Below are 19,985 nucleotides of genomic sequence, written 5' to 3'. Positions count from 1 at the left end.
TTATGCAAACCATAGAACAATTATTAGAGTCAAAAAATATACGTGTTACGGCAATGCGTTTATTAATTTATAAGTTTCTTGCTGAGAAACAAATAGCAGTAACATTAAGTGATATCGAAAGTGCTTTTGATAAAGCAGATAGAACTACATTGTATAGAACAGTAAAAACATTTGAAGATAAGGGTATCGTCCATCAAATAGACGATGGTACAGGAATAACAAAATATGCGCTTTGTGAAAAAGGATGTAATTGCGAAATTGAAACCGATTTACATTTACATTTTCATTGTAACAACTGTAACGAAACCGTTTGTTTAACAGAACATAAAATCCCGAAAATTAAAGTGCCTGATGGTTTTGTTTCAGAAAATGTAAACTTGGTAGTAAAGGGTATTTGCGATAAATGCAGCAGTTAATAATGCACTTCCATTGCATTGGTTTTTTGAGCATTTTTACATAAAATTAGAAACGATGTTGTTATTCGCATATCTCATATTATATTTTTTTCTAGTCTTTGTAATCAGATCAATTTTACTTTGGAAAAAAACTGGAATTAACCCAATAACTTTTAATAAAATAGATGATGCTCACGGTTATAATGGTAAGGTTTTTACATTTATCACATTGTTTGAGATTATCATTGTAGGTATTTATGCTTTTAAAAACAATTGGTATGATTACCTGCTTCCATTTTGGTATTTAGAAAATAATATCTTGTCTAAAATAGGTTGGGATTTTTATTTCTTTCTCTAATTGTAGTTTGTATTGCTCAATCACAAATGGCCAATTCATGGAGAATTGGGATCGATGAGAAAAACAAGACAAAATTAGTTATCAAAGGATTGTTTTCAATTTCAAGAAACCCAATATTTTTAGGAATAATGATTGCAAATATTGGATTGTTTTTAGTGATTCCAAACGCTTTTACATTATTGATAATCTCATTATCGACAATAAGTATAAATACCCAAATTCGATTAGAAGAAGAGTTTTTAAAAAGAGAATTCGAGAATGATTATTTAGAGTATGCAAAAAAAGTAAGACGTTGGATATAAATATATCTTATCTAAAGAATTAAATAATGATGAAAAAAAAGAAAATCAATTTAAGAGATTTAAAACCAAATTCAGAAGAACAACATAGTCACGATGATGGTCACAATCATAGTGGCAACTCAAGTAATATTAAAGCCTATGTACCAGCAATTATAAGTTTTTCAATGCTAATGATTGGTATTGCATTAGACTATTTTGATGTTGCTTTTTTCAAAGATTGGATTCGTATTGCTTGGTATGGCATTGCTTATGTACCTGTTGGATTTCCTGTAGTAAAAGAAGGTTGGGAAAGCATCAAAAAAGGCGATGTGTTTACAGAGTTCTTTTTAATGTCCATTGCCACTATTGGAGCCTTTATTATTGGCGAATATCCTGAAGGTGTTGCAGTCATGTTGTTTTACGCAGTTGGGGAATTATTCCAAAATGCCGCAGTAAACAGAGCAAAAGGTAATATTAAAGCTTTGCTCGATGTACGTCCAAATGAAGCATTGGTATATCGCAATAATGATTACATTTCTGTTAGTCCAGAAACCGTTGAAATTGGCGAAAAAGTGCAAGTCCGTGTTGGAGAAAAAATTCCTTTAGATGGTATCCTACTTTCCGAAAAAGGTTCATTCAATACCGCAGCATTAACAGGCGAAAGTAAACCTGATACCATTGCAAAAGGCGAAAAAGTATTTGCAGGCAGTATTAATATGGAAGGCGTTATTGAAATTGAAACCACCAAAGAGTTTAAGGATAGTTCCATTGCCAGAATTCTCGATATGGTGCAGAATGCTACAGCTCGTAAATCAAAAACAGAATTATTCATCAGACAATTTGCACGTATTTATACGCCAATAGTTGTCTTTCTAGCTATTGCGGTTACATTTTTACCGTACTTTTTTGTAGATGATTATGTGTTTAGAGATTGGTTATATCGTGCCTTAATATTTTTAGTTATATCCTGCCCTTGTGCGTTGGTTATATCAATTCCGTTGGGTTATTTCGGCGGATTGGGTGCAGCTTCAAAGAATGGAATTTTATTTAAAGGAGCTTCTTTTTTAGACGCCATGACCAAGATAAATACATTGGTAATGGATAAGACAGGAACAGTTACTAAAGGTGTCTTTAAAATTAAGAAGATTGAAGCTAACAATTGGGATGAAAAAGAGTTTATGAAATACCTGATGGCGATGGAAGAACAATCCACACATCCCATTGCCAAAGCCATTTTAGAATATAAAGCAGAAGGCGAAGATTATGAGGCATCCGAAGTTTCAGAGATAGCAGGAAAAGGTTTAAAAGGTATTGTAAATGGTAAAACGGTTTTAGTTGGTAATAAAGCGTTGATGACTGCTAATAATATTGAAGTTTCATCAGAAACGGAAAATACTGTAGAATCAATTGTTTTGGTGGCTATTGATGACAAATTCGCAGGTTATGTGGTTATTGCAGATGAATTAAAGGACGATGCAAAAGAAACCATTACTGCATTACATAAAGTAGGTATTAAAAATATTATGATGCTTTCTGGCGATAAGGATTCCATAACTCAAAAAGTAGCTTCCGAATTAAATATCGAAATTGCTAAAGGTGGTTTATTACCAGAAGACAAATTGAATGAAGTTGAAATTTTAAAACAAAACCCCAATAATAAGATTGCTTTTATAGGCGATGGCATTAATGATGCACCAGTTTTAGCAGCAAGTGATGTAGGAATTGCAATGGGTGGATTGGGAAGTGATGTCGCAATAGAAACCGCAGATGTTATTATTCAAACAGACCAACCTTCAAAAGTAGTTAGGGCTATTAAAATTAGTCGTTCCACTCGCAAAATTGTTTGGCAAAATATCATATTAGCATTCGGTGTAAAAGTAATTGTTCTAATATTAGGTGCAGGTGGTTTAGCAACTATGTGGGAAGCGGTTTTTGCAGATGTTGGTGTTGCATTGTTAGCAATATTGAATGCTGTTAGATTACAGCGCATGAAATGGGTTGATTAAAGCTTATTGAAGCGTATTTTTGTAAACTAAAAACCCTCACAATTGTGAGGGTTTTTAGTTTTTAAATTATACCTGATTTTTATTTTATTAATCTATATTTAGTAACAAGAGCGTTATTAAAAAAAAGAGTTATTCATACAATATGTGAAGCAAGTTAAACTCGTAAAATACACCCATCAAAAGACTACGGCATAAAGCCATTGCAATATCCAACGCTTATTTATTCCGTTTCCTTTTGAGCTGTGATTTCAGCTTCCGTTTGGTTCTAGCTTAAATATTGTTTAATCTAAAATCAAATATTATGTATTTAAGTAATTTACAACAAGATGAGATTTTTGTTTCTTCAGAAATGAAATCCTTAAAAAGCCTCACGCAGATGGAATCTCGTAGAGGACTTGAAAATGCCATTATCTCAAATGGTAAAATCGTTAATGTGGTATCAAACAGTTATGGCCATATTCCCAATCAATTATTCTTCAAAAAAGCGGAACAGATGCTTTTGGATGCTGGACTAAACTATCACAAACGAAGCGTTAATAGAAATGATAGGTCTTTCATAATAGATTTTATCATTGAAGATAGCAATCAGTTTAAATTGAAAAACAAGGAAGATTTAATACTACCCATGCTACGATTTAAAAATTCTTATGATGGTAGTGAGAAGACTTCCGGACATTTTGGTTTTTACAGAAAAGTATGCTCAAATGGACTGCACGTTTCGCAAGCAGAAATTGAGTTTTCCATAAAGCATAGCAAAAATAATACAGAATTGATTATGCCAAGAATGAATGGCTTATTCGATAAGTTCCTGAACAATGAGTTTTATACCATCGTCAAGAAATTTGAAAAGATGAAAGACTTTAAAATCATCGACACAAAAGAATTTGTAAAAGCAATTTTGGATAAAACTAAGCTGTTCAAATATGAATGTAGTGATAAAAACGAAGAGCCTTCAAAGAAATCCCGTGAAGTTCTTGAAACCTTGAACTACGAAGCACTACTGCTAAACGAGGAACCGAATTTATGGTTAGGCTACAATGCCTTCAATTCCATGTTACACAATACATTGAAGAAGACATTTTCACAACAAGAAAAGTGGGATAAAAAACTATTCAATGAAATATATGAAATGGTTTAATATCCAATAATTAAAGGTTGCTCTAGTACCTTAAAACTAGAGCATTTTTTAGATTCATACTTTATTTCTGCTAAAAAAGGGGAGAGATATCTATATCAATATTGGTACAAAGATAAACTCGCAAAATATTATCATCAAAAGACTACGGCATAAAGCCAACGCTTCGCCCACAACTCATTTATTCCGTTTCCTTTTGAGCAGAAATTTTGTCTTCTGTTTGGGTTCTGCAAAAATATTGTTTAATCTAAAATTTAAGTATTATGACAACAAAAGCAAGTACTACAAGCAAAAACGGAAAGGCAACAGCCACCATGAAAAATGAAGTCAAGAAGAAATTGACACAAGGCGCCATTGGACTTCAAGTTCAAGAACTATCTATCGGAAGGATTATTCCTGACCCAATGCAACCAAGAAAAACCTTTAACGAGGAAGCTCTAAAACAACTGGCTGAAAGCATCGAAGAACACGGTGTCCTACAACCTATTACGGTCCGAAAATCTGGAAAAGATTACATCATCGTCATGGGCGAACGTCGATATCGCGCAAGTAAATTGGCGAAAAAGAAAACCATTCCGAGCATCGTTAGAGCATTCGATAATAATGATGTTCTGGAAATTCAAATTATCGAAAATCTGCAAAGACAAGATGTTGAACCTACTGAAGAAGCCGAAGCTGTAGCATTCCTGAGCGAAAAATATGCGCCAACGGAGATTTCAAAACGGTTGGGAAGAACAGAAAACTTTGTAAGGCAACGTTTAAAATTAGCAGGTCTAATTGAAGGTTTTAAAGTCTTTGTTCGTAATGGCGAAATGACGATTTCGTTAGGTGTAGGTGTTGCACTTTTCGAGCCAGAGGAACAGCAAATGATGTTGGAAACAATGGGCCAGGATTTTAATGCCCATCAAATTAATCAGATGATTAAAAACCAGACCTACGATTTAGAGAATGCACCTTTCGATGTAGTCGATGAAAAGTTGATTACTAAAGTAGGAGCATGTACAACATGTCCGTTCAACGCAGCAAATCAAGGTAATCTGTTTGGCGATGGTAAAATGGTGTGTACAAAATCAGCCTGTTATGAAACGAAGAAAAGCAAGTCGTTTTTGAACTTGATTGAAAAATCGAAGAAAGAGAATGTGTTGTTGATTCCTGAAATTCGCAAATACTGGGCAGATGACGAGAATAACCAGCTCGTTATATCGCAACTGGAAAAAAAGGGATTGAAAGTCTACCTTCTGGATGATATTGAAATAATCGAAAAGCCAATTAAACCTACAATTGAAGCAATTAAGACGGAATATCAACATTACGACTATTCTGAAGATGAGCTAAAAGCCGAACTTGAAGAAGCAAATCAGAATTACAAGGGAGAATTGGAAGTGTATAATTCCGCAAAAGAAAATGGATTTGTAAACGGTATTATGTTTCATCCAAAAACGTATGTACATAAAGTAATTTTTGTGAAGCTAGTAGAAGTTTCAAAAATCGAAAATTCTACATACTCGGAACCGTTGGCCAATAGAAAAATGGCAGAGTGTTCGCCTGAAGAGCAAATTGTTAAAATCAATGAAAGAGAAACACGAAAGAGGCATATCGAGCACAATAAGCAATTTGAGGATATGGTTCAGATGATTCGTCAAACCGATTATATCGAAAAGAAGAAATCACTTTCGGTAGATGAAATGGTAGCTTTCTCATTAACCCTATATGAAAACAATGTGGACTATGTAGGTCGACAAAAACACTTTTCAAAATTATTGGGTAACACATCCAAGAAGACTGATGTTGAAACTGTCGAGAACTTCAAAAAGAATTTCAAAAAAGAAACCTTTTATAAGTTGATTCGGTACATCCTTACCAAGCAAGTACATTTTGGCGAAAGCAATCACGTTAATAACTTAACGAACATTTCATTCTACAATGCGATGCAAGGGTATTATAAAACCAAAATTGCCAATATTGAAAAGGAATATGCAGAAGAGAGAAACAAGCGTGAAGCACGTTTGAAAGAGCGAATAGGAAATCTTGAAAAGAAAATTCAGGAATTAAACGATTAGCTTTTGTTGTTGGAAGTAAGGGTCAGCATTCGTGCTGGCTCTTATTTTTTTTATATAGTCCTTTAAAAAAAGGTAAGTAGAACCTATTCAATCAATATCAGCGCAAAGGTAAACTCGTAAAATACACCCATCAAAAGACTACGGCATAAAGCCTACGCATCATCCAACGCTTATTTATTCCGTTTCCTTTTGAGCTGTGATTTTAGCTTCCGTTTGGGTACTGCTCAAATATTGTTTAATCAAAAAATCTTAGAATCATGAAACAAGTATCTGAAAAACCCAGCATCTCATTACAAGAAGCAGAAGAACATTATCGAGTAAGTAGTGAAAATTACGATGTCGATAGTGGAGAAAGTCATTTGGCTTATTACAGAGAAAAGCATCCTGAAAATTACCAGGTATTATTAACTAATTGTTTAAGCTAAAATCTCACATCATGGAAAATTTAAAAGTAGTTCAGTTCGATTTCGGTTTTGAATCTAAGCCGATTTTAGCAAAAGAAAAAGTAGTAAAACCAACTAAAAAGGATAAGAGCGATTTCGTCTTCGATTTTATGGATTGCCTTGCGAGTCCAATCATTGTTTTTAAATCGGCATGGCAAGATATTATACCAAAGGATATTCTTGGTAGAATCAAATTATCACGAATAATATGCTCAATGACTGGAGATAAAACGGCATCACTAACAGAGACTTTAGCCTATATGATGCCAAGAACTTACGAAGCACCCATGCAAACAGAATGGGCAAACATTTACACATGGCTAGGGCTTCAATATGCAATGCAGACTAAAAGTAAAGACCAGTTAGAAGCTATGATTGAAATAGCACCAAAAGAACTGTCAGATTATGAAAAAGGACTCTTAAAAAATCTGAGATTATGGATTTATGATAAGCGAAGAAAAGCGCTTAAGAGTATTTTGAAAAAGAACAAAGTGTCAAAAGATGATGGTATTTTGGATATTCAAGAGAAACTGTTTTGAAATAATATTCAGCTAACAAGGGAGGATTATCTTATTATTCCATTCAGCACATTTCCTTTCATTCCGTAAAAACTTCATTCCAGAAAAAGAACTTCATTATAATAAGTCTTGGACATAATCCACACTTTTGACTTTTCATTCCGTTAACCCTTTCCGTTGCTCTGGAAAGGAACACTTCATTTCCAAGTAAAAAGTGCGAATCAAGTCCGCCAAATACGATAAAAATGTATTTGCATTTTGTTCCACTTCCTATGATTTTGTATTTCACAAAGACTTTAGAATCACTTCCGTAATCCAACACCGTCTTACCTTTTTTTGACAGCAAAATAACAACATTCAGCTTTTAACGACAGCATAACCAGGCTCGTGCCTCGCACTTTTTATATGTCTAAACAAAGCTGAATATTGGACAGCACCAAGCAACAAAAAGAAGGTAACAGCGTCGGCTCTATGGGAAGTAAATCTAAAATGAATCTTATGAAATCTTACAAAATCAATAAAAAGGAAGCGGAACAAAAGTTAAAAAAACAAAAAAAGGAAAACGCTCTGGATATAATAAGTAAATCAATAACAAAGCCTTTCTGAATAGTTCAGATAGGTCAATATTAATCTTTAAATTTTTTAATTATGAGTACTCTAAAAAACAAAGTACAGCTAATTGGCAACGTAGGAAACGAGCCAGAAATCACAAATCTTGAAAGCGGAAAGAAAGTTGCAAAATTTTCAATCGCAACCAATGAATCTTATAAAGATTCTAAGGGAGAAAAAGTGACAAACACCCAATGGCACAATATTGTAGCATGGGGAAAGATTGCCGAAATCGTAGAAAAATATGTAGGCAAAGGAAAAGAAGTAGCACTAGAGGGTAAATTGACCTCACGCTCTTATGAAACCAAAGAGGGAGAAAAAAGATATGTTACCGAAGTGGTAATTGATGAAATTCTGCTTTTGGGAATTAAAGGCGAGGATAACGCTACTGAATAATTGAAAATAAAAGAGGGCGTTCCTGTGGAAAGATGCGCCCTCTTTTTCATTCTCACTATAACTAATAATAGAAATAATGAAGAACAAAGTTAATGAAATAAAAATTAGCTACAAGGGCGGTTTGAAATCATCTATGTGGCAAAAAATAAACAGTTCTCAAGATGCAGCCGAATTGTTGTTTGAGGATTGGGATAAAGATACTATTGCACTACACGAAGTATTTAAAATTGTACTTCTAAATAATAGCAATAAGGTAAAAGGCGTATATCAAATTTCACAAGGTGGAATTGTCGGAACGTTGGTAGATTTAAGAATTTTATTTGCGGTCATTTTAAAATCGCTATCGGTAGCAATCATTTTAACGCACAATCATCCAAGTGGAAAATTGATGCCTAGTGAAGCTGATAAAAGCCTAACGAAGAAGATTAAGAATGCTGCAAAATTATTTGATATTAAGCTTCTCGACCATTTGATTTTTGCACCTGATGGAGATTATTATAGTTTTTCAGATAACGGAATTTTATAAAACGAAAAGCTATGATTTATATAAATTTTACCGATTTGAGTGAAGAAGCGCAAGAGCGTTTGCTTAACAATTCTAAAGAAGATGTTAAGCATAAATATGGAAAGGACATTATCGAATATGCATCTGCAAATAATCAAAATTTGGACAAGATGCTAGACGAAGAAGCAATAAGAAATTTGTATAGTTACACATACGTGTTTAATATATAAATGCTTTTAAAAATTGTAAGACCTTTGAAAATTTCAGAGGTCTTTTTTTATGCCCATATTTTATATTCTGCAACAAAAAGAGTGGTTTGTTAAAGATACTTTTAAACTTCAATTGAAACACTCTTAAAAAATCTAATTTCAATTCGTATTACAGAAAAAGCCATTACATTTTTGGATGTAATGGTATTTTTTTTGTCCAGCGAGCTGGACGAAAAGGAATAGCAAGAGGGTAACACGCTAGCGCGATGTTTCGATTTTCAGTTTTTTCAAAACCCTAGTAAAATCAGCACCTTTCGGCGATTGATTGTTTTGATATTTGAATATGTAACATGGTTTTTTCAGAAAAAATCCTCGCAGCCCAATCAAAACAACAAATTTTTTCAGAAAAAATGGATAAAGGATATGAAAAAGAGCGATTTGAGAAGCTCGGGATTAAAACTTCAGTAGCAGAGCGTTTTCGAGTGTTTTGTAAAAAATTATCTAAATCACAATCGATGGCTTTGCTTCTGATGCTGGACTTTTTTGAGGACAATGGCATTTCACCAAATGAAACTTTGGGACCAAATATGCAAACATTGGAGAGTGAAATTAAGAAGCGAATCAATGCTGTAATTGCCATTATAAAGGACATAGAAAAGAACCATGATAAACCCACAACTGCAATGTTACAATCTTTATTTATGGAGTTTGAACCAGAGCAAGAAAAGTTGATTTTAGAAAAAGAAGTTGAAGAGAAGAAAGTGCTAATTGTAGAAAAAAATGATTCAAATAATCAATTATAATATTATGTATATCACAATCACAGCTCAAAAATTAGGTGGAGATTATTCACAAAGTTCAGCGGATTTTGCTGAGTATCTGGAGAAAGAAAATCAAGGTTTGGAGCAAGAAGATGTGGAACATTTTTTCAATCAATATGGCGATGAAATTGAAGCCAAAGATGTGGTAAAAGAAATCGATGGCAATACTGCAAAACTCAAAAAGAAAGAACCAAAATTTTATTCCATTACAGTTAGTCCAAGTAAATATGAATTAAGAAAATTACAGAATAATTCTGAAGATTTAAAGAAATATACTAGAGTCATAATGAACGATTATGCAACGTCCTTTAATCGAGAAATTAATGGTAAACCAATAACTGTTGACGACATAAAATATTTTGCAAAAATTGAGCATCAAAGAACATTCAAAGGCACAGATAAACAGGTTAAAGAAAACCAACCTTTTGCTACTAAAATACTTCAACTAAAAACTGATTTTCGAAAAATAGAGAATCATCAATTAGATGGGAATATAAAGAAAATGAAATCTCAAATTAGCAAACTCGAAGCCGAAGCACCACATCGACAAAATGGTAAACGGATTGTTCAAGGCATGAAAAAAGCAGGTAATCAAAGTCATATTCATATTATAGTGAGTCGAAAAGATGCCTCAAATTCTGTGAGTTTATCGCCAGGATCTAAATACAAAGGTTCGGAAGTTGAGATGCATGGTAAAATTGTAAAACGTGGGTTTGATCGAGATGCGTTTTTCACAAAAGCCGAAAGCACTTTTGATAAAACTTTTGGTTACAAACGCAACTATGCAGAATCCTATAAATCGAAAAAAGATTTCATTAAAAACCCAAAACTGTACTTCACAACATTATTAGGATTGCCAGCAAGTGAGAAAGCAGCAGCATTTAAAATGCTTGCAAAATCTGGAGTCCCTATGGCGAGTATTCCAACCAATCAAGTGCAGTTAGCACTTAAAACCATAAAGTATTTAAAACGTGGTGTGGACATAGCAATTAAATCAGGTTCAATAGGTATATAACATGGAAATACAAGGAATCACGTTTACTATTGGATTACTGTTTGGAATGAGCTTGGTGTTTTCAAGTCTTTTCAAAATGACGAGATATGCTTTTTTTATAAACCTCATTTTGACTGTAATTTGTTTAGGACTACTTTTTAAATTGAGTCCATATTTAATGCATTGGGTTATCCAGCTTCTTTATATCGGTTGTCCACTTTTATTGATTAATACAGTTCTATATGTATTTCTTCACAAGGAAATTGAAACCTTTGATTCCAATGATAAACACCAAGTTCATTTTAAAATAAAAGGTGGAAGTTTCAAAATAAACAACATCAAACGAGGCGCTTCAATAATTGGTTCAGCAGGAAGTGGAAAAACAGAAAGCGTCGTTTTTAATTTTCTTCAGCATTTCAGCAAGCATAAATTTTCTGGTGTGATTCACGATTACAAGAATTTTGAAATCACAGAAATGGCATTTCCTTTATTTGAAAAAAACGAGATTGATTTCAAAGTGATTTCATTTGATAATATTCATGATAGAGTAAATCCAATAGCACCAAGATATATGACCAATGAAGAAAGCGTAAATGAGGTCGCTAGAGTGCTTATAGAAAACCTATTAGAACAAAGAGAATCCGGAAGTATAGGAACAACAAAATTTTTTAATGATGCAGCTGAAGGCTTAATTAGTGGATTGATTTGGAAGTTAAGAACTTCACATCCACAATATTGTACATTACCACATTTAATAGCTGTTTACCAATACCTCAATACTTCAAGTCTAATTGCATTTTTGAGTAAGAATACAACATCGAGAGCGATGGCTGATGCGTTTATTAGTGGTAAGGATTCCGACAGACAAACTGCTGGTGTAAAAAGCACTTTGGCCAATGCGCTCAAAAAAATAAGTACGCAACGTATTTTTATGGCTTTATCCGCAGATGATGTTCCGCTCGACATAAATAGCCAGGACAAACCTTTAGCGATTTCAGTAGTCAATAATCCAAAATATGAGACTGCCTATTCGCCGATTATAGCTACTATCATTCATACCATTACAAAGCAAATGAGTGTACGAAATTCAAATGCCTCATTTCTATTAATTGAAGAAGCACCAACGATTAGACTATTGAATATGCATAGAATTCCAGCTACATTACGAAGCTATGATATTGCCACAATTTACGTGATGCAAGACAAAATACAGAATGATATGATGTATGGAGATAAGGCGAGTAAAGCAATTTTAAGTAATTTATCATATCAATTCTTCGGAAAGGTAAACGATCCAGACACGGCGAAATATTACGAACGCTTTTTTGAAATCGTAAAGAAAGAAACCACAAGCGTAAACAGAGGTCATAATCTTAATTTCGACACACGAATTACAACAGGAGAGCGTGAGGTTGCAAAAATTAGAGCTGATGTGTTTTTCAGACTGAAAGAAGGCGAGTTTATCACGTTTGCTGATGGAAAAGACAGAAAAGTACAATTCAAATTGCCTAAAATTGAAAAGCGATTACCAACAAAACAACAGGACTATTCTGATGTTGACTTACAAGCTAATTTTGATAGGATTTATAAAGAGGTCAAGTCGATATTCAAATGATGCGATAAATGATGCAATAGTTGATGCAATAAAAAATCTTAAATAAGAAGTTGAATTTTTAGAATAACTATTAAAGGTGGTCAAATAGGTGGTGTAATAGGTAGTGTAAAGTTAAATTTAAAATAAATTTACTCAAAGAGTGGTATTTGGTTTGAAAATGAAACCTAATAAAAGTAGTATGTCTTAAAAGATGATAATTTCGCAAATATTAATAAAACCTCAATTACCAAAATCGCAAAATCATTTGTACCTTTGGAATTAATTTAGTATGTAACTAACTGTTAGTAATTTTTGATATGATTGATTTTGATATAATAGAAAATTTAGGCTTGGATAAAGCTGTCTCTATTACTTCAAGATCTAATCAAATCCCTGAAAGTCAGTTGGTTGCAATCAATCAAGTGAAAGAGTTCGGTATTGATGAAATTTATTTCAGTACCGACGAAAATCATAATAGTTATCCTGCGGTTTTTTTAAAAAAGGTCGAAAAATTTGATGACCGCGCTCTTCATCAAGTTGCAAAGACTCAAAAAAAAATCTGGAACTTCAAAAAAGTAATTTTTCTATATGTCTATTCGGAAACTGAAATTCGTATATACAATTGTGCAGAGAAACCTCTTATAATTAAATCAGATGATTTTGACTATAAGAAGGAACTTAAAACACTCGAAATTGAATCTTACAAGTTCAAGGACAAAACCAAACTCAAACAACTTCAGAATCTATTTTCAACAATTGCTATTGATACTGGAATCATATGGACATTGGAAGAAGCGTCTGAAATTAGAAAGAAAATAAGCCTTCAACGAAGAGTTGATAAATACCTTGTAGAGAGCCTTACCCATACTGCAAAGCAATTACAAGAAGAAGGATTAGAAATAAACCTTATCCATAAAATAATAATGCGTTCCCTATTTCTTTTGTATTTGGAAGACAGAGGCGCAACTGATGAAAAGTTCTATTCAGAAATAAAAAAAGGTGCAAAATCTTATTTCGACATTTTGGACGATGCGAATAAAACGTATTCTCTTTTTCAGAAATTAGAAGAATATTTCAACGGTAATGTATTTACTGTAGATAGAAATGAATCAATCTCAAGAGAACATTTGCAAATTATCAAAAAATGTTTTTTTAACGGTAATGATAATTCCATTCAACAGAATCTTTTTGAAGATTTACGCCTGTTTGATTTCAGCATTATTCAAATAGAATTGTTGAGTGAGATTTATGAGAACTTCCTTGCCGAAATAAATCCTACTTTAAAACAAGACACAGGTACTTATTATACACCGCCTTCCTTAGTTGAACTCATATTGAATGAGAAATTGCCTATCTCTAGGACAGAAAAGAAGTTTAATGTCAAAGTTTTAGATCCAACCTGTGGTTCGGGTATTTTTTTAGTAGAAAGCTTCAAGCGTTTGGTTAAACGTCACGAAAATGCCAATGCAAAAAAGCTTACAGATTTTAATGAGCTGAAAAAACTTCTAACAGATAACATATTTGGGGTAGAGATACATCCTCAATCCATCAAGGTAGCAGCATTTAGCCTTTATTTAGCTTTGGTAGACAACTTGAATCCTAAAACGATTTGGCAAAATAAGGATTATCGTTTGCCATACCTGATAAACGACCCGTTGGACGATACTTTAGTTGAACAAGGTAATAATCTATTCCGAAGTGATACAATTAAGCAAAATCCTGAAGTAGAACAAATCGATTTTGATTTGGTGGTGGGAAACCCGCCTTTTGGTACTAAAAACTTATCTCAATCTATTCGAGATTATAGTGAAAGATACGGTTTCGCTAAGGAGATGGTTCTTCCATTTTTGCATAAAGCGACGACCTTTTCCGAAAACGGAGAAATTGCATTGATTTTTAATACTAAGGTTCTTACTAACAATGCTACTACATATCAGGCTTTTAGAATGTGGTTGTTTAATGAGTGTTATGTAGAAAAGATTTATAATTTCTCAATTTTAAGAAAAGCCCCTAAAAATTTCGGTGGTCAATTATTTGGTTCAGCAACTGGTCCAATAAGTGTTGTTTTTTATAGAAAAAAACCACCAAGGATAAAATCTAAGACAATTGCTTATTATGCCCCTAAAACTTACATAAAATCAAATGTTATCGAAGGAGTAAGTATTGATAGTACAGATTTGAAATATCTTCCTAGAGAGGAATGTCAAAAACCATCCACTAAAATTTGGAAGAACGCAATGTGGGGAGGTATGAGTGATATTAAAATTATTGAGAGAATATCATCTCATGTAGAATCGTATGACTCTTATTTTAAAAGTTCAGATAACAATTGGAATTTACCCAAGGTAGGATTACATGGAGACAAACAACATCAAGATTTTATTCCAGAAAATATTATTAACTCTAGATATATACAGAGATATTACACGCCTATAGAAGCATCCCAAAAGAATATTAAATATTTTAGAAATATTGAAAGAAGTCTTTTTGAGGTTCCATTCGTCATTTTAAAAAAAGGACAAAGGGATAGAAAAATTACTGCTTCTTATGTAGATTATTTTTCGTATTGCACAACAGCCTGTTATGTTTTCAATGGAAACATTGAGAGTGATAAGAAGAAAGCTTTGACCGCCATTTTCAACTCAAAAATTACTACCTATATTTTATTTATGGTTAGTTCTTCCTGGGGAATAGAAAGAGAGCAAATTTTCATGGATGAAGTGATGGACACACCTGCAATTATAAATTTGCTCAATCAAGAAAATCTGTCAAAAATTGTTAGTCATTTTGATAAAATTATGAGTGGCATTAAGTCGGATTTTCTAATAAAAGATTATTCCAAATTAGAAGAAAAGATTGACAAGGTCATTTTGAAAGATGTTTTGGGAATGACGGATAGAGAAATGGTCATAATTAATGATAGCCTAGAATATAGTCTTGACCTATTTGAAAACAAACAAAAATCAAAAGCTCTATTGCCAGTAACAAATGTAACAGACTATGCGAAACGAATTTCTTCTGAGTTAAACGAATTTCTTAATAATCAAGAAATAGTTTGTAGTGCAACGACTTTTAAAACACCATATTTTTCACCATTGATGATGATTAAATTGTCTTTTGGAACAAAAAAAGAAGGTGTAATAAAATCCAAGGAAGACGTCGACAAAGAGCTAAGAAAACTAGATAAGATTCTATGGCAAAAGAAAGCAACTAACATTTATTTTAGAAAAAAATTAAACTATAAGACAGGTAACGAGATTTTTATTGTTCGTCCCAATCAGAGGCGATTCTGGACCCAATCGATGGCGATTGAAGATGCTTCGGAATTAATACTGGAAATTCTTAATGAGGTATAATAAATGGGGTTAAACAAAGTAATAGTTGCCAGCTTCAAAAGAGGCTTTGAAGAAAAATGCTTTCAGCTGATAACAGAATCCTATGTTTCAGCTATGGAAACAAAAGTCATAAAACTCAACTGGGATGAAAATGACATTACTTCTGAGCTACACGAACATATTAAAGAGAATCCATTAAGATTGAAGTGGAGTATTGTTACGAATGTTGAGCAGCACTTACCAAAAGATGATTCAAAAAAAGAAAAAGGTTTTGCAGCAAAACTGCCTAGAATAGACCTCAGATTAGTTACTATAAATTCATCTTTAGAATATGAATATCATATGGAAGCCAAAAACCTTAAGGAAAAGGATTCTGGTTTAAAGCGCCGTTATATCAATACTGGAATTAACAACTTTGTTTCAAAAAAATACGAGAACGGGTGTCTACTTGGGTACGTGCTCGAAGGAGATCTTGAAAAAACTGTAGATGGGGTTAATAAGCTTTTAGAGAAAGATGTTAGAAAGTCTGAATTTTTGAAATCCAAATCTCATTATTTACACAATAAGTATTACGAATCGGAACACCCTGAAGATATGGTAATAAGACATTTCATGTTCGATTTCACTACTTTAAATAGTGCTTAATAATTTATTTACAAAGGCGCTTTTTCCTTAGGATCTCTAACCGTAACTTTCCAAACACCATCTTGCTTTACCAATTTAAAAATGCCTGGTGTTTTGTCATAAGAGGTCGAGTATTTTATCCAAGCAACATCGCCTTCTGTAACTTCATCTATAAGTTTAAAATTTGATTCTGAACCTTTAGGTTTAGCAAACATTTTTTGAAGATTGGAAAATGTGGCAAAACCTTCTGGTGTTGTATGCTTTTTAAGCGTGGCTTCTTTGCCTTGATAAAAACTTTCTGCAACGATTTCTGCTACCGATGAAGGATCTGAATTCGTTGTTCCAGCACAAGAAATAAATAAGGCTAGAAGCGAGTAAATGGCAATTTTTTTCATGATATTATTAATTTGGGTTATTGATATATTTATGCGACACTTTCATTTCAATATTTCGTTCACCATCTTTCTCATTTAATTCTAAAATTATCCTTCTGTCATTGGATAGTGAAAATTTAGGCATAACATATATAAATCTTACCGTTTCATTAACCACAATTTTAGAAGGCAGATGATGTTTAAAAATAGGCTCTATGTACAAACGTTGTAAAGATTTCTTTTTTCCTTTTTGTCGCGTTTCAATGGAAAGATTCAAGAAATTCAAATCATAATCCAAAGTAGAATTATTTCTAATTTGAATAACGAAGTAGAGCTCTTTTTTATCAAAAACAATATTTTCAAGCCTCATGATAACACCGCTATTTCGCCTTGTATATCTTCCTAGATATTGTCTTCTATCGAGAAGATAACAGCAGAATTTTTGATAATAATACGTACTGTTATCAATCTTTTTTTCAAAAGTTTCAGTCTGAATTGAGTCTTTAACTTTTGGTTTTTCATTCCCAATACTACTTGTCATCGGGATAAAATAATTGAGCTTTGAAAGCTGCGCTTTGTACCTTACAATATACGAAAAAATTGCGCCATTTCTGTTGATTACCAGTAGATTACTTTCTTTTCCTTGTTTAGCTTGCAGTAAGCCAAAATATTGTTCTTTTTCTCGATTGTAAGTAAAAATAAAGTTTTCTGAACCTGTTATGCCTTGGCGTATAGGCTCAGGAAAAAAGAGTGCTACGTTTTTAGTGTCATTTGCATAAATGGTATCAAGGGTGTTTGTTGTTTGCGCATTCATAGAAGCGGATACAATAATTAGAGTCAAAATGTTGATATACTTTTTCATAAGAGTGCGTTTTTAAATACCCATTATGGGTTATAATTTTGGTTTTAGAATAAGTTTATAATTGTTCAGTACAGTAACCTTTACATTTCGATTACTGCGCCTTAGTACCTTTGTAATACCACCTACTTGTGGAACAGTTGGGATATTGATATCGCCAATAACATCGTCCAGAACTTCACCTGTCGCTTCAGCTCTAAAGTTATTTTCAACATATATGCCTTCACTACCGTCTTGTAAATCGAAAGCTTTGAGTTTTGTGGGATGATGATTGATGTTCTCAATTTCAATTAATGCGCGATTAGGTTGAAAGCTTATGAAACCAAATATAAGTGTGTTCTTGGGCATTAGTTTACTGTTGATTGTTGCAGCTTTAGTAAGTCGCATTCTCAGTCTAGTATTAGCCTTAACAATTTGGTCGCCATCAACAACCACGTAAATGGTTGCGTCTGTATTGCCGATAATAGAAAGTTCATTGGGTTTTGGTGCAGCTGCAAAAAACAGTTGATGCTCAAGGCCTAATTCTTTAGCTTGAATTTTAAGTTCTCTAAGTATTTCTGAAGAATCAATTTCTATAGGTTGCTTCTTTTCGACTTTCTTCTGTCCGAAGTTTTGATATTTTTTATCAGAATATTGAATTTTTCCTGCATTATAAATACTATCTACAATACGTTTTCTTTCACGTTCTGGAAGGTCTGGATCGTAATAACCCATAGAATCAATTAATTTTTCATCATAGATGCTGGGTGCATTGGTTTCGCGTACTTCTTTTAAATCATTAAGAGCGTCCAACTTAGAATCATACTCTTTTTGATTTTCTTCCAAATCTGGTATCAAGGTCTGTTCAAGGTTGTCATTCTCGTTTTCGTCATCGCCCATTACCATCAAGGAATAAGAAATAAGGAATATGAAAACAATAGCCAATACTGCTATAAATACTATTTTGTTTTTTTCAATTTTCATAAGAGTGGTATTTTAAATGCCCATTATGGGCTTTCATTGCTTAATTTTTTTAAAGTGTTTTCGAAATAATTGGTAATTAACAATCCGTGCGGATTGTTTGGGAAGTTTCGGTCAACCATAATTAGGTTTCCGGTGGAAACCAATTCATATGTGTCGATTATTGAACCTCTGTTGATTTCAAAAATGGTGGTCGTGGTAAAACCATACGAGCCATTATTTTCTGTTATCTGCGACTCGATGCTCAGTACTTTTTGTACTAAGGAATATTGCAATAATCGATTATAGACACCATCCGCTTTTTTCTGACGATATAAGTTATCGACTGAACTATTACCAAGCCAAAGTGCCTTTTTAAGATTTTTTTCATAATTGCTTGCATCGATATTATAGAAGTAGTTGTGAAACAGTTCTAAATGTGCCAAAGCTTCAACCTTAAAATTTTCTTTTTGGTTGACGAGTTTCAGCGGAATGATACTTCCATCTGTATTAATGGCAAAAGCACTATTCATCGCGTTTTTGTTGGTATTAAATACCATCCAAACCGAAAAAGTACTAGATAGCAATGCACAAACGACTACTGCTAAAACGATAAATCGATTCAGCTTTAGGACGTTGTAAATATTTCTATAAGGTGTTTTCATATTCTAATCTTTAATCTGCCTTAGGCAGTAAACAATCTAAGAGTAAAGGATGTAGCGCGTTTATATAACTTGAATTTCAGGAATACGATAAAGCCTACCGAGCCTAATTGTACGACAGGTGCAAAAAAGCCCTGGCCAAAATCGGTACCAAATAAGTTGGTCCAGAAATTGGTGTTAATTTCAGTATAGATGGCATTGACAAACACATTGACCAGAAAAAATGCTGGCACTAACATATAAACTGCTGCATAGAGTTTGAAAAATGTGTAGGCAAGAGAGCGGAATTTTTCAAATACAGCTAAACTTATAACCAATGGAAAAAATGCTTGCATAATGCCTAAAAGAAAGAAGCGTTCTGCTAAAAAAAGCGGGTAGATAAACAGGTCAAGAATCCATAAAATGGTACTCAGCATAAAAGCTAATATCTTGAATCCATAAAGTGGTGTTATTAAAGCTTCATAAAGTAAAGTCATTGCCATACTTGCAGCATCTAATAAACCGACATCTTCTTCAAGCGGTAAATCTTGTAATTGCAATGGTAATAACGCAGGTGCAGTCCCTCGATATTGTCCTTCAATAGCAACTAAAATACCATCAAAAAAACCTAACACCTGCGTTGAAAATATTACCAAAAGCACCACAGCAAAATTCTTTGCGAGTTCACCAGGACTCAATCCCCAAGAATAGCCATCTTTATCCGCAATACCTTCGTTATACTTTTTTAGGATATTGACAAGAAAAAACAATACGGCAAGCGTTTTCATCCCTGCAATGGTATATTGCGAAAAACTGCTGTTCTGTATGGTTTGAAATACCGTATCGATATACTCTAGCCCAATTCCTAAAATGATGGTTGCGGTCATTT

At 33.2% G+C, this 19,985-nt stretch carries 20 protein-coding genes; 15 read left to right on the top strand and 5 right to left on the bottom strand.

Translation table 11 applies throughout. The features are described from left to right. Nucleotides 1–2: 2 nt before the first annotated feature. From ACVC5O_RS14835 to ACVC5O_RS14765, 15 genes are all read left to right on the top strand, one after another. On the top strand, nucleotides 3–416 hold the full coding sequence (locus ACVC5O_RS14835; RefSeq protein ID WP_421150539.1) for a Fur family transcriptional regulator: 414 nt from the start codon (nucleotides 3–5) through the stop codon (nucleotides 414–416). Nucleotides 417–728: 312 nt separating this feature from the next. Beyond that, nucleotides 729–1,055 (top strand): methyltransferase family protein, encoded by a 327-nt coding sequence (locus tag ACVC5O_RS14830; protein ID WP_452222255.1) that lies wholly within the window; start codon nucleotides 729–731, stop codon nucleotides 1,053–1,055. 29 nt (nucleotides 1,056–1,084) lie between these two features. Continuing rightward, nucleotides 1,085–3,040: a heavy metal translocating P-type ATPase gene (locus tag ACVC5O_RS14825; protein ID WP_452222254.1), complete on the top strand. Its 1,956-nt coding sequence runs from the start codon at nucleotides 1,085–1,087 to the stop codon at nucleotides 3,038–3,040. Nucleotides 3,041–3,341: 301 nt separating this feature from the next. Beyond that, a complete protein-coding gene (locus tag ACVC5O_RS14820; RefSeq protein ID WP_372938767.1) occupies nucleotides 3,342–4,178 on the top strand; it encodes a DUF932 domain-containing protein in 837 nt (278 codons plus the stop codon). A gap of 260 nt (nucleotides 4,179–4,438) precedes the next feature. Beyond that, complete coding sequence (locus tag ACVC5O_RS14815; protein ID WP_452222253.1) at nucleotides 4,439–6,235, top strand: ParB/RepB/Spo0J family partition protein; 1,797 nt, start codon at nucleotides 4,439–4,441, stop codon at nucleotides 6,233–6,235. 257 nt (nucleotides 6,236–6,492) lie between these two features. Then, nucleotides 6,493–6,660, top strand: coding sequence for a hypothetical protein (locus tag ACVC5O_RS14810; RefSeq protein ID WP_193744009.1), 168 nt, complete (start codon nucleotides 6,493–6,495; stop codon nucleotides 6,658–6,660). A gap of 11 nt (nucleotides 6,661–6,671) precedes the next feature. Next, nucleotides 6,672–7,217 carry a hypothetical protein gene (locus tag ACVC5O_RS14805; protein WP_421150536.1) on the top strand — a complete coding sequence of 182 codons (546 nt, stop codon included), beginning with the start codon at nucleotides 6,672–6,674 and terminating at the stop codon, nucleotides 7,215–7,217. Between the two features lie 627 nt (nucleotides 7,218–7,844). Continuing rightward, nucleotides 7,845–8,201 carry a single-stranded DNA-binding protein gene (locus ACVC5O_RS14800; RefSeq protein ID WP_452222252.1) on the top strand — a complete coding sequence of 119 codons (357 nt, stop codon included), beginning with the start codon at nucleotides 7,845–7,847 and terminating at the stop codon, nucleotides 8,199–8,201. A gap of 76 nt (nucleotides 8,202–8,277) precedes the next feature. Next, nucleotides 8,278–8,727 (top strand): JAB domain-containing protein, encoded by a 450-nt coding sequence (locus ACVC5O_RS14795; RefSeq protein ID WP_203255961.1) that lies wholly within the window; start codon nucleotides 8,278–8,280, stop codon nucleotides 8,725–8,727. Nucleotides 8,728–8,738: 11 nt separating this feature from the next. After that, nucleotides 8,739–8,936 carry a hypothetical protein gene (locus ACVC5O_RS14790; protein ID WP_069831866.1) on the top strand — a complete coding sequence of 66 codons (198 nt, stop codon included), beginning with the start codon at nucleotides 8,739–8,741 and terminating at the stop codon, nucleotides 8,934–8,936. A gap of 329 nt (nucleotides 8,937–9,265) precedes the next feature. After that, a complete protein-coding gene (locus ACVC5O_RS14785) occupies nucleotides 9,266–9,718 on the top strand; it encodes a BfmA/BtgA family mobilization protein (RefSeq protein WP_452222251.1) in 453 nt (150 codons plus the stop codon). Nucleotides 9,719–9,722: 4 nt separating this feature from the next. After that, nucleotides 9,723–10,751 carry a MobB family relaxase gene (mobB, locus tag ACVC5O_RS14780; RefSeq protein ID WP_452222391.1) on the top strand — a complete coding sequence of 343 codons (1,029 nt, stop codon included), beginning with the start codon at nucleotides 9,723–9,725 and terminating at the stop codon, nucleotides 10,749–10,751. Nucleotide 10,752: 1 nt separating this feature from the next. Next, nucleotides 10,753–12,345, top strand: coding sequence for a type IV secretory system conjugative DNA transfer family protein (locus ACVC5O_RS14775; RefSeq protein WP_452222250.1), 1,593 nt, complete (start codon nucleotides 10,753–10,755; stop codon nucleotides 12,343–12,345). Between the two features lie 296 nt (nucleotides 12,346–12,641). Continuing rightward, complete coding sequence (locus ACVC5O_RS14770; RefSeq protein WP_452222249.1) at nucleotides 12,642–15,680, top strand: HsdM family class I SAM-dependent methyltransferase; 3,039 nt, start codon at nucleotides 12,642–12,644, stop codon at nucleotides 15,678–15,680. A 3-nt stretch (nucleotides 15,681–15,683) separates the two neighbouring features. Beyond that, complete coding sequence (locus ACVC5O_RS14765) at nucleotides 15,684–16,304, top strand: hypothetical protein (protein WP_452222248.1); 621 nt, start codon at nucleotides 15,684–15,686, stop codon at nucleotides 16,302–16,304. Nucleotides 16,305–16,312: 8 nt separating this feature from the next. Here the strand turns inward: ACVC5O_RS14765 and ACVC5O_RS14760 are convergent, their stop codons facing one another. The 5 genes from ACVC5O_RS14760 to ACVC5O_RS14740 are packed head-to-tail and all read right to left on the bottom strand — an operon-like array spanning nucleotide 16,313 to nucleotide 19,983. Continuing rightward, a complete protein-coding gene (locus tag ACVC5O_RS14760; protein WP_452222247.1) occupies nucleotides 16,313–16,678 on the bottom strand; it encodes a hypothetical protein in 366 nt (121 codons plus the stop codon). 7 nt (nucleotides 16,679–16,685) lie between these two features. Then, complete coding sequence (locus tag ACVC5O_RS14755) at nucleotides 16,686–17,519, bottom strand: DUF4138 domain-containing protein (protein WP_452222246.1); 834 nt, start codon at nucleotides 17,517–17,519, stop codon at nucleotides 16,686–16,688. A gap of 30 nt (nucleotides 17,520–17,549) precedes the next feature. Continuing rightward, nucleotides 17,550–18,479 carry a conjugative transposon protein TraM gene (gene traM / locus ACVC5O_RS14750; RefSeq protein ID WP_452222245.1) on the bottom strand — a complete coding sequence of 310 codons (930 nt, stop codon included), beginning with the start codon at nucleotides 18,477–18,479 and terminating at the stop codon, nucleotides 17,550–17,552. Between the two features lie 23 nt (nucleotides 18,480–18,502). Continuing rightward, nucleotides 18,503–19,120 carry a conjugal transfer protein TraK gene (locus ACVC5O_RS14745; RefSeq protein ID WP_452222244.1) on the bottom strand — a complete coding sequence of 206 codons (618 nt, stop codon included), beginning with the start codon at nucleotides 19,118–19,120 and terminating at the stop codon, nucleotides 18,503–18,505. Nucleotides 19,121–19,140: 20 nt separating this feature from the next. Beyond that, nucleotides 19,141–19,983 (bottom strand): hypothetical protein, encoded by an 843-nt coding sequence (locus ACVC5O_RS14740; protein ID WP_452222243.1) that lies wholly within the window; start codon nucleotides 19,981–19,983, stop codon nucleotides 19,141–19,143. Nucleotides 19,984–19,985 lie beyond the last annotated feature (2 nt).

This window comes from Lacinutrix salivirga (assembly GCF_053604675.1).
The sequence above is the reverse complement of the archived record's forward strand: the minus strand, read 5'-3'. Positions and strand labels throughout refer to the sequence as shown.

What these genes read in the sequence shown, in the direction of transcription:
- ACVC5O_RS14835 (WP_421150539.1), top strand. Translation starts at nt 3, where the DNA reads ATGCAAACCATAGAACAATTATTAGAGTCAAAAAATATACGTGTTACG.
- ACVC5O_RS14825 (WP_452222254.1), top strand. Translation starts at nt 1,085, where the DNA reads ATGAAAAAAAAGAAAATCAATTTAAGAGATTTAAAACCAAATTCAGAA.
- ACVC5O_RS14820 (WP_372938767.1), top strand. Translation starts at nt 3,342, where the DNA reads ATGTATTTAAGTAATTTACAACAAGATGAGATTTTTGTTTCTTCAGAA.
- ACVC5O_RS14815 (WP_452222253.1), top strand. Translation starts at nt 4,439, where the DNA reads ATGACAACAAAAGCAAGTACTACAAGCAAAAACGGAAAGGCAACAGCC.
- ACVC5O_RS14810 (WP_193744009.1), top strand. Translation starts at nt 6,493, where the DNA reads ATGAAACAAGTATCTGAAAAACCCAGCATCTCATTACAAGAAGCAGAA.
- ACVC5O_RS14805 (WP_421150536.1), top strand. Translation starts at nt 6,672, where the DNA reads ATGGAAAATTTAAAAGTAGTTCAGTTCGATTTCGGTTTTGAATCTAAG.
- ACVC5O_RS14800 (WP_452222252.1), top strand. Translation starts at nt 7,845, where the DNA reads ATGAGTACTCTAAAAAACAAAGTACAGCTAATTGGCAACGTAGGAAAC.
- ACVC5O_RS14795 (WP_203255961.1), top strand. Translation starts at nt 8,278, where the DNA reads ATGAAGAACAAAGTTAATGAAATAAAAATTAGCTACAAGGGCGGTTTG.
- ACVC5O_RS14790 (WP_069831866.1), top strand. Translation starts at nt 8,739, where the DNA reads ATGATTTATATAAATTTTACCGATTTGAGTGAAGAAGCGCAAGAGCGT.
- ACVC5O_RS14785 (WP_452222251.1), top strand. Translation starts at nt 9,266, where the DNA reads ATGGTTTTTTCAGAAAAAATCCTCGCAGCCCAATCAAAACAACAAATT.
- mobB (WP_452222391.1), top strand. Translation starts at nt 9,723, where the DNA reads ATGTATATCACAATCACAGCTCAAAAATTAGGTGGAGATTATTCACAA.
- ACVC5O_RS14775 (WP_452222250.1), top strand. Translation starts at nt 10,753, where the DNA reads ATGGAAATACAAGGAATCACGTTTACTATTGGATTACTGTTTGGAATG.
- ACVC5O_RS14770 (WP_452222249.1), top strand. Translation starts at nt 12,642, where the DNA reads ATGATTGATTTTGATATAATAGAAAATTTAGGCTTGGATAAAGCTGTC.
- ACVC5O_RS14765 (WP_452222248.1), top strand. Translation starts at nt 15,684, where the DNA reads ATGGGGTTAAACAAAGTAATAGTTGCCAGCTTCAAAAGAGGCTTTGAA.
- ACVC5O_RS14760 (WP_452222247.1), bottom strand. Translation starts at nt 16,678, where the DNA reads ATGAAAAAAATTGCCATTTACTCGCTTCTAGCCTTATTTATTTCTTGT.
- ACVC5O_RS14755 (WP_452222246.1), bottom strand. Translation starts at nt 17,519, where the DNA reads ATGAAAAAGTATATCAACATTTTGACTCTAATTATTGTATCCGCTTCT.
- traM (WP_452222245.1), bottom strand. Translation starts at nt 18,479, where the DNA reads ATGAAAATTGAAAAAAACAAAATAGTATTTATAGCAGTATTGGCTATT.
- ACVC5O_RS14745 (WP_452222244.1), bottom strand. Translation starts at nt 19,120, where the DNA reads ATGAAAACACCTTATAGAAATATTTACAACGTCCTAAAGCTGAATCGA.
- ACVC5O_RS14740 (WP_452222243.1), bottom strand. Translation starts at nt 19,983, where the DNA reads ATGACCGCAACCATCATTTTAGGAATTGGGCTAGAGTATATCGATACG.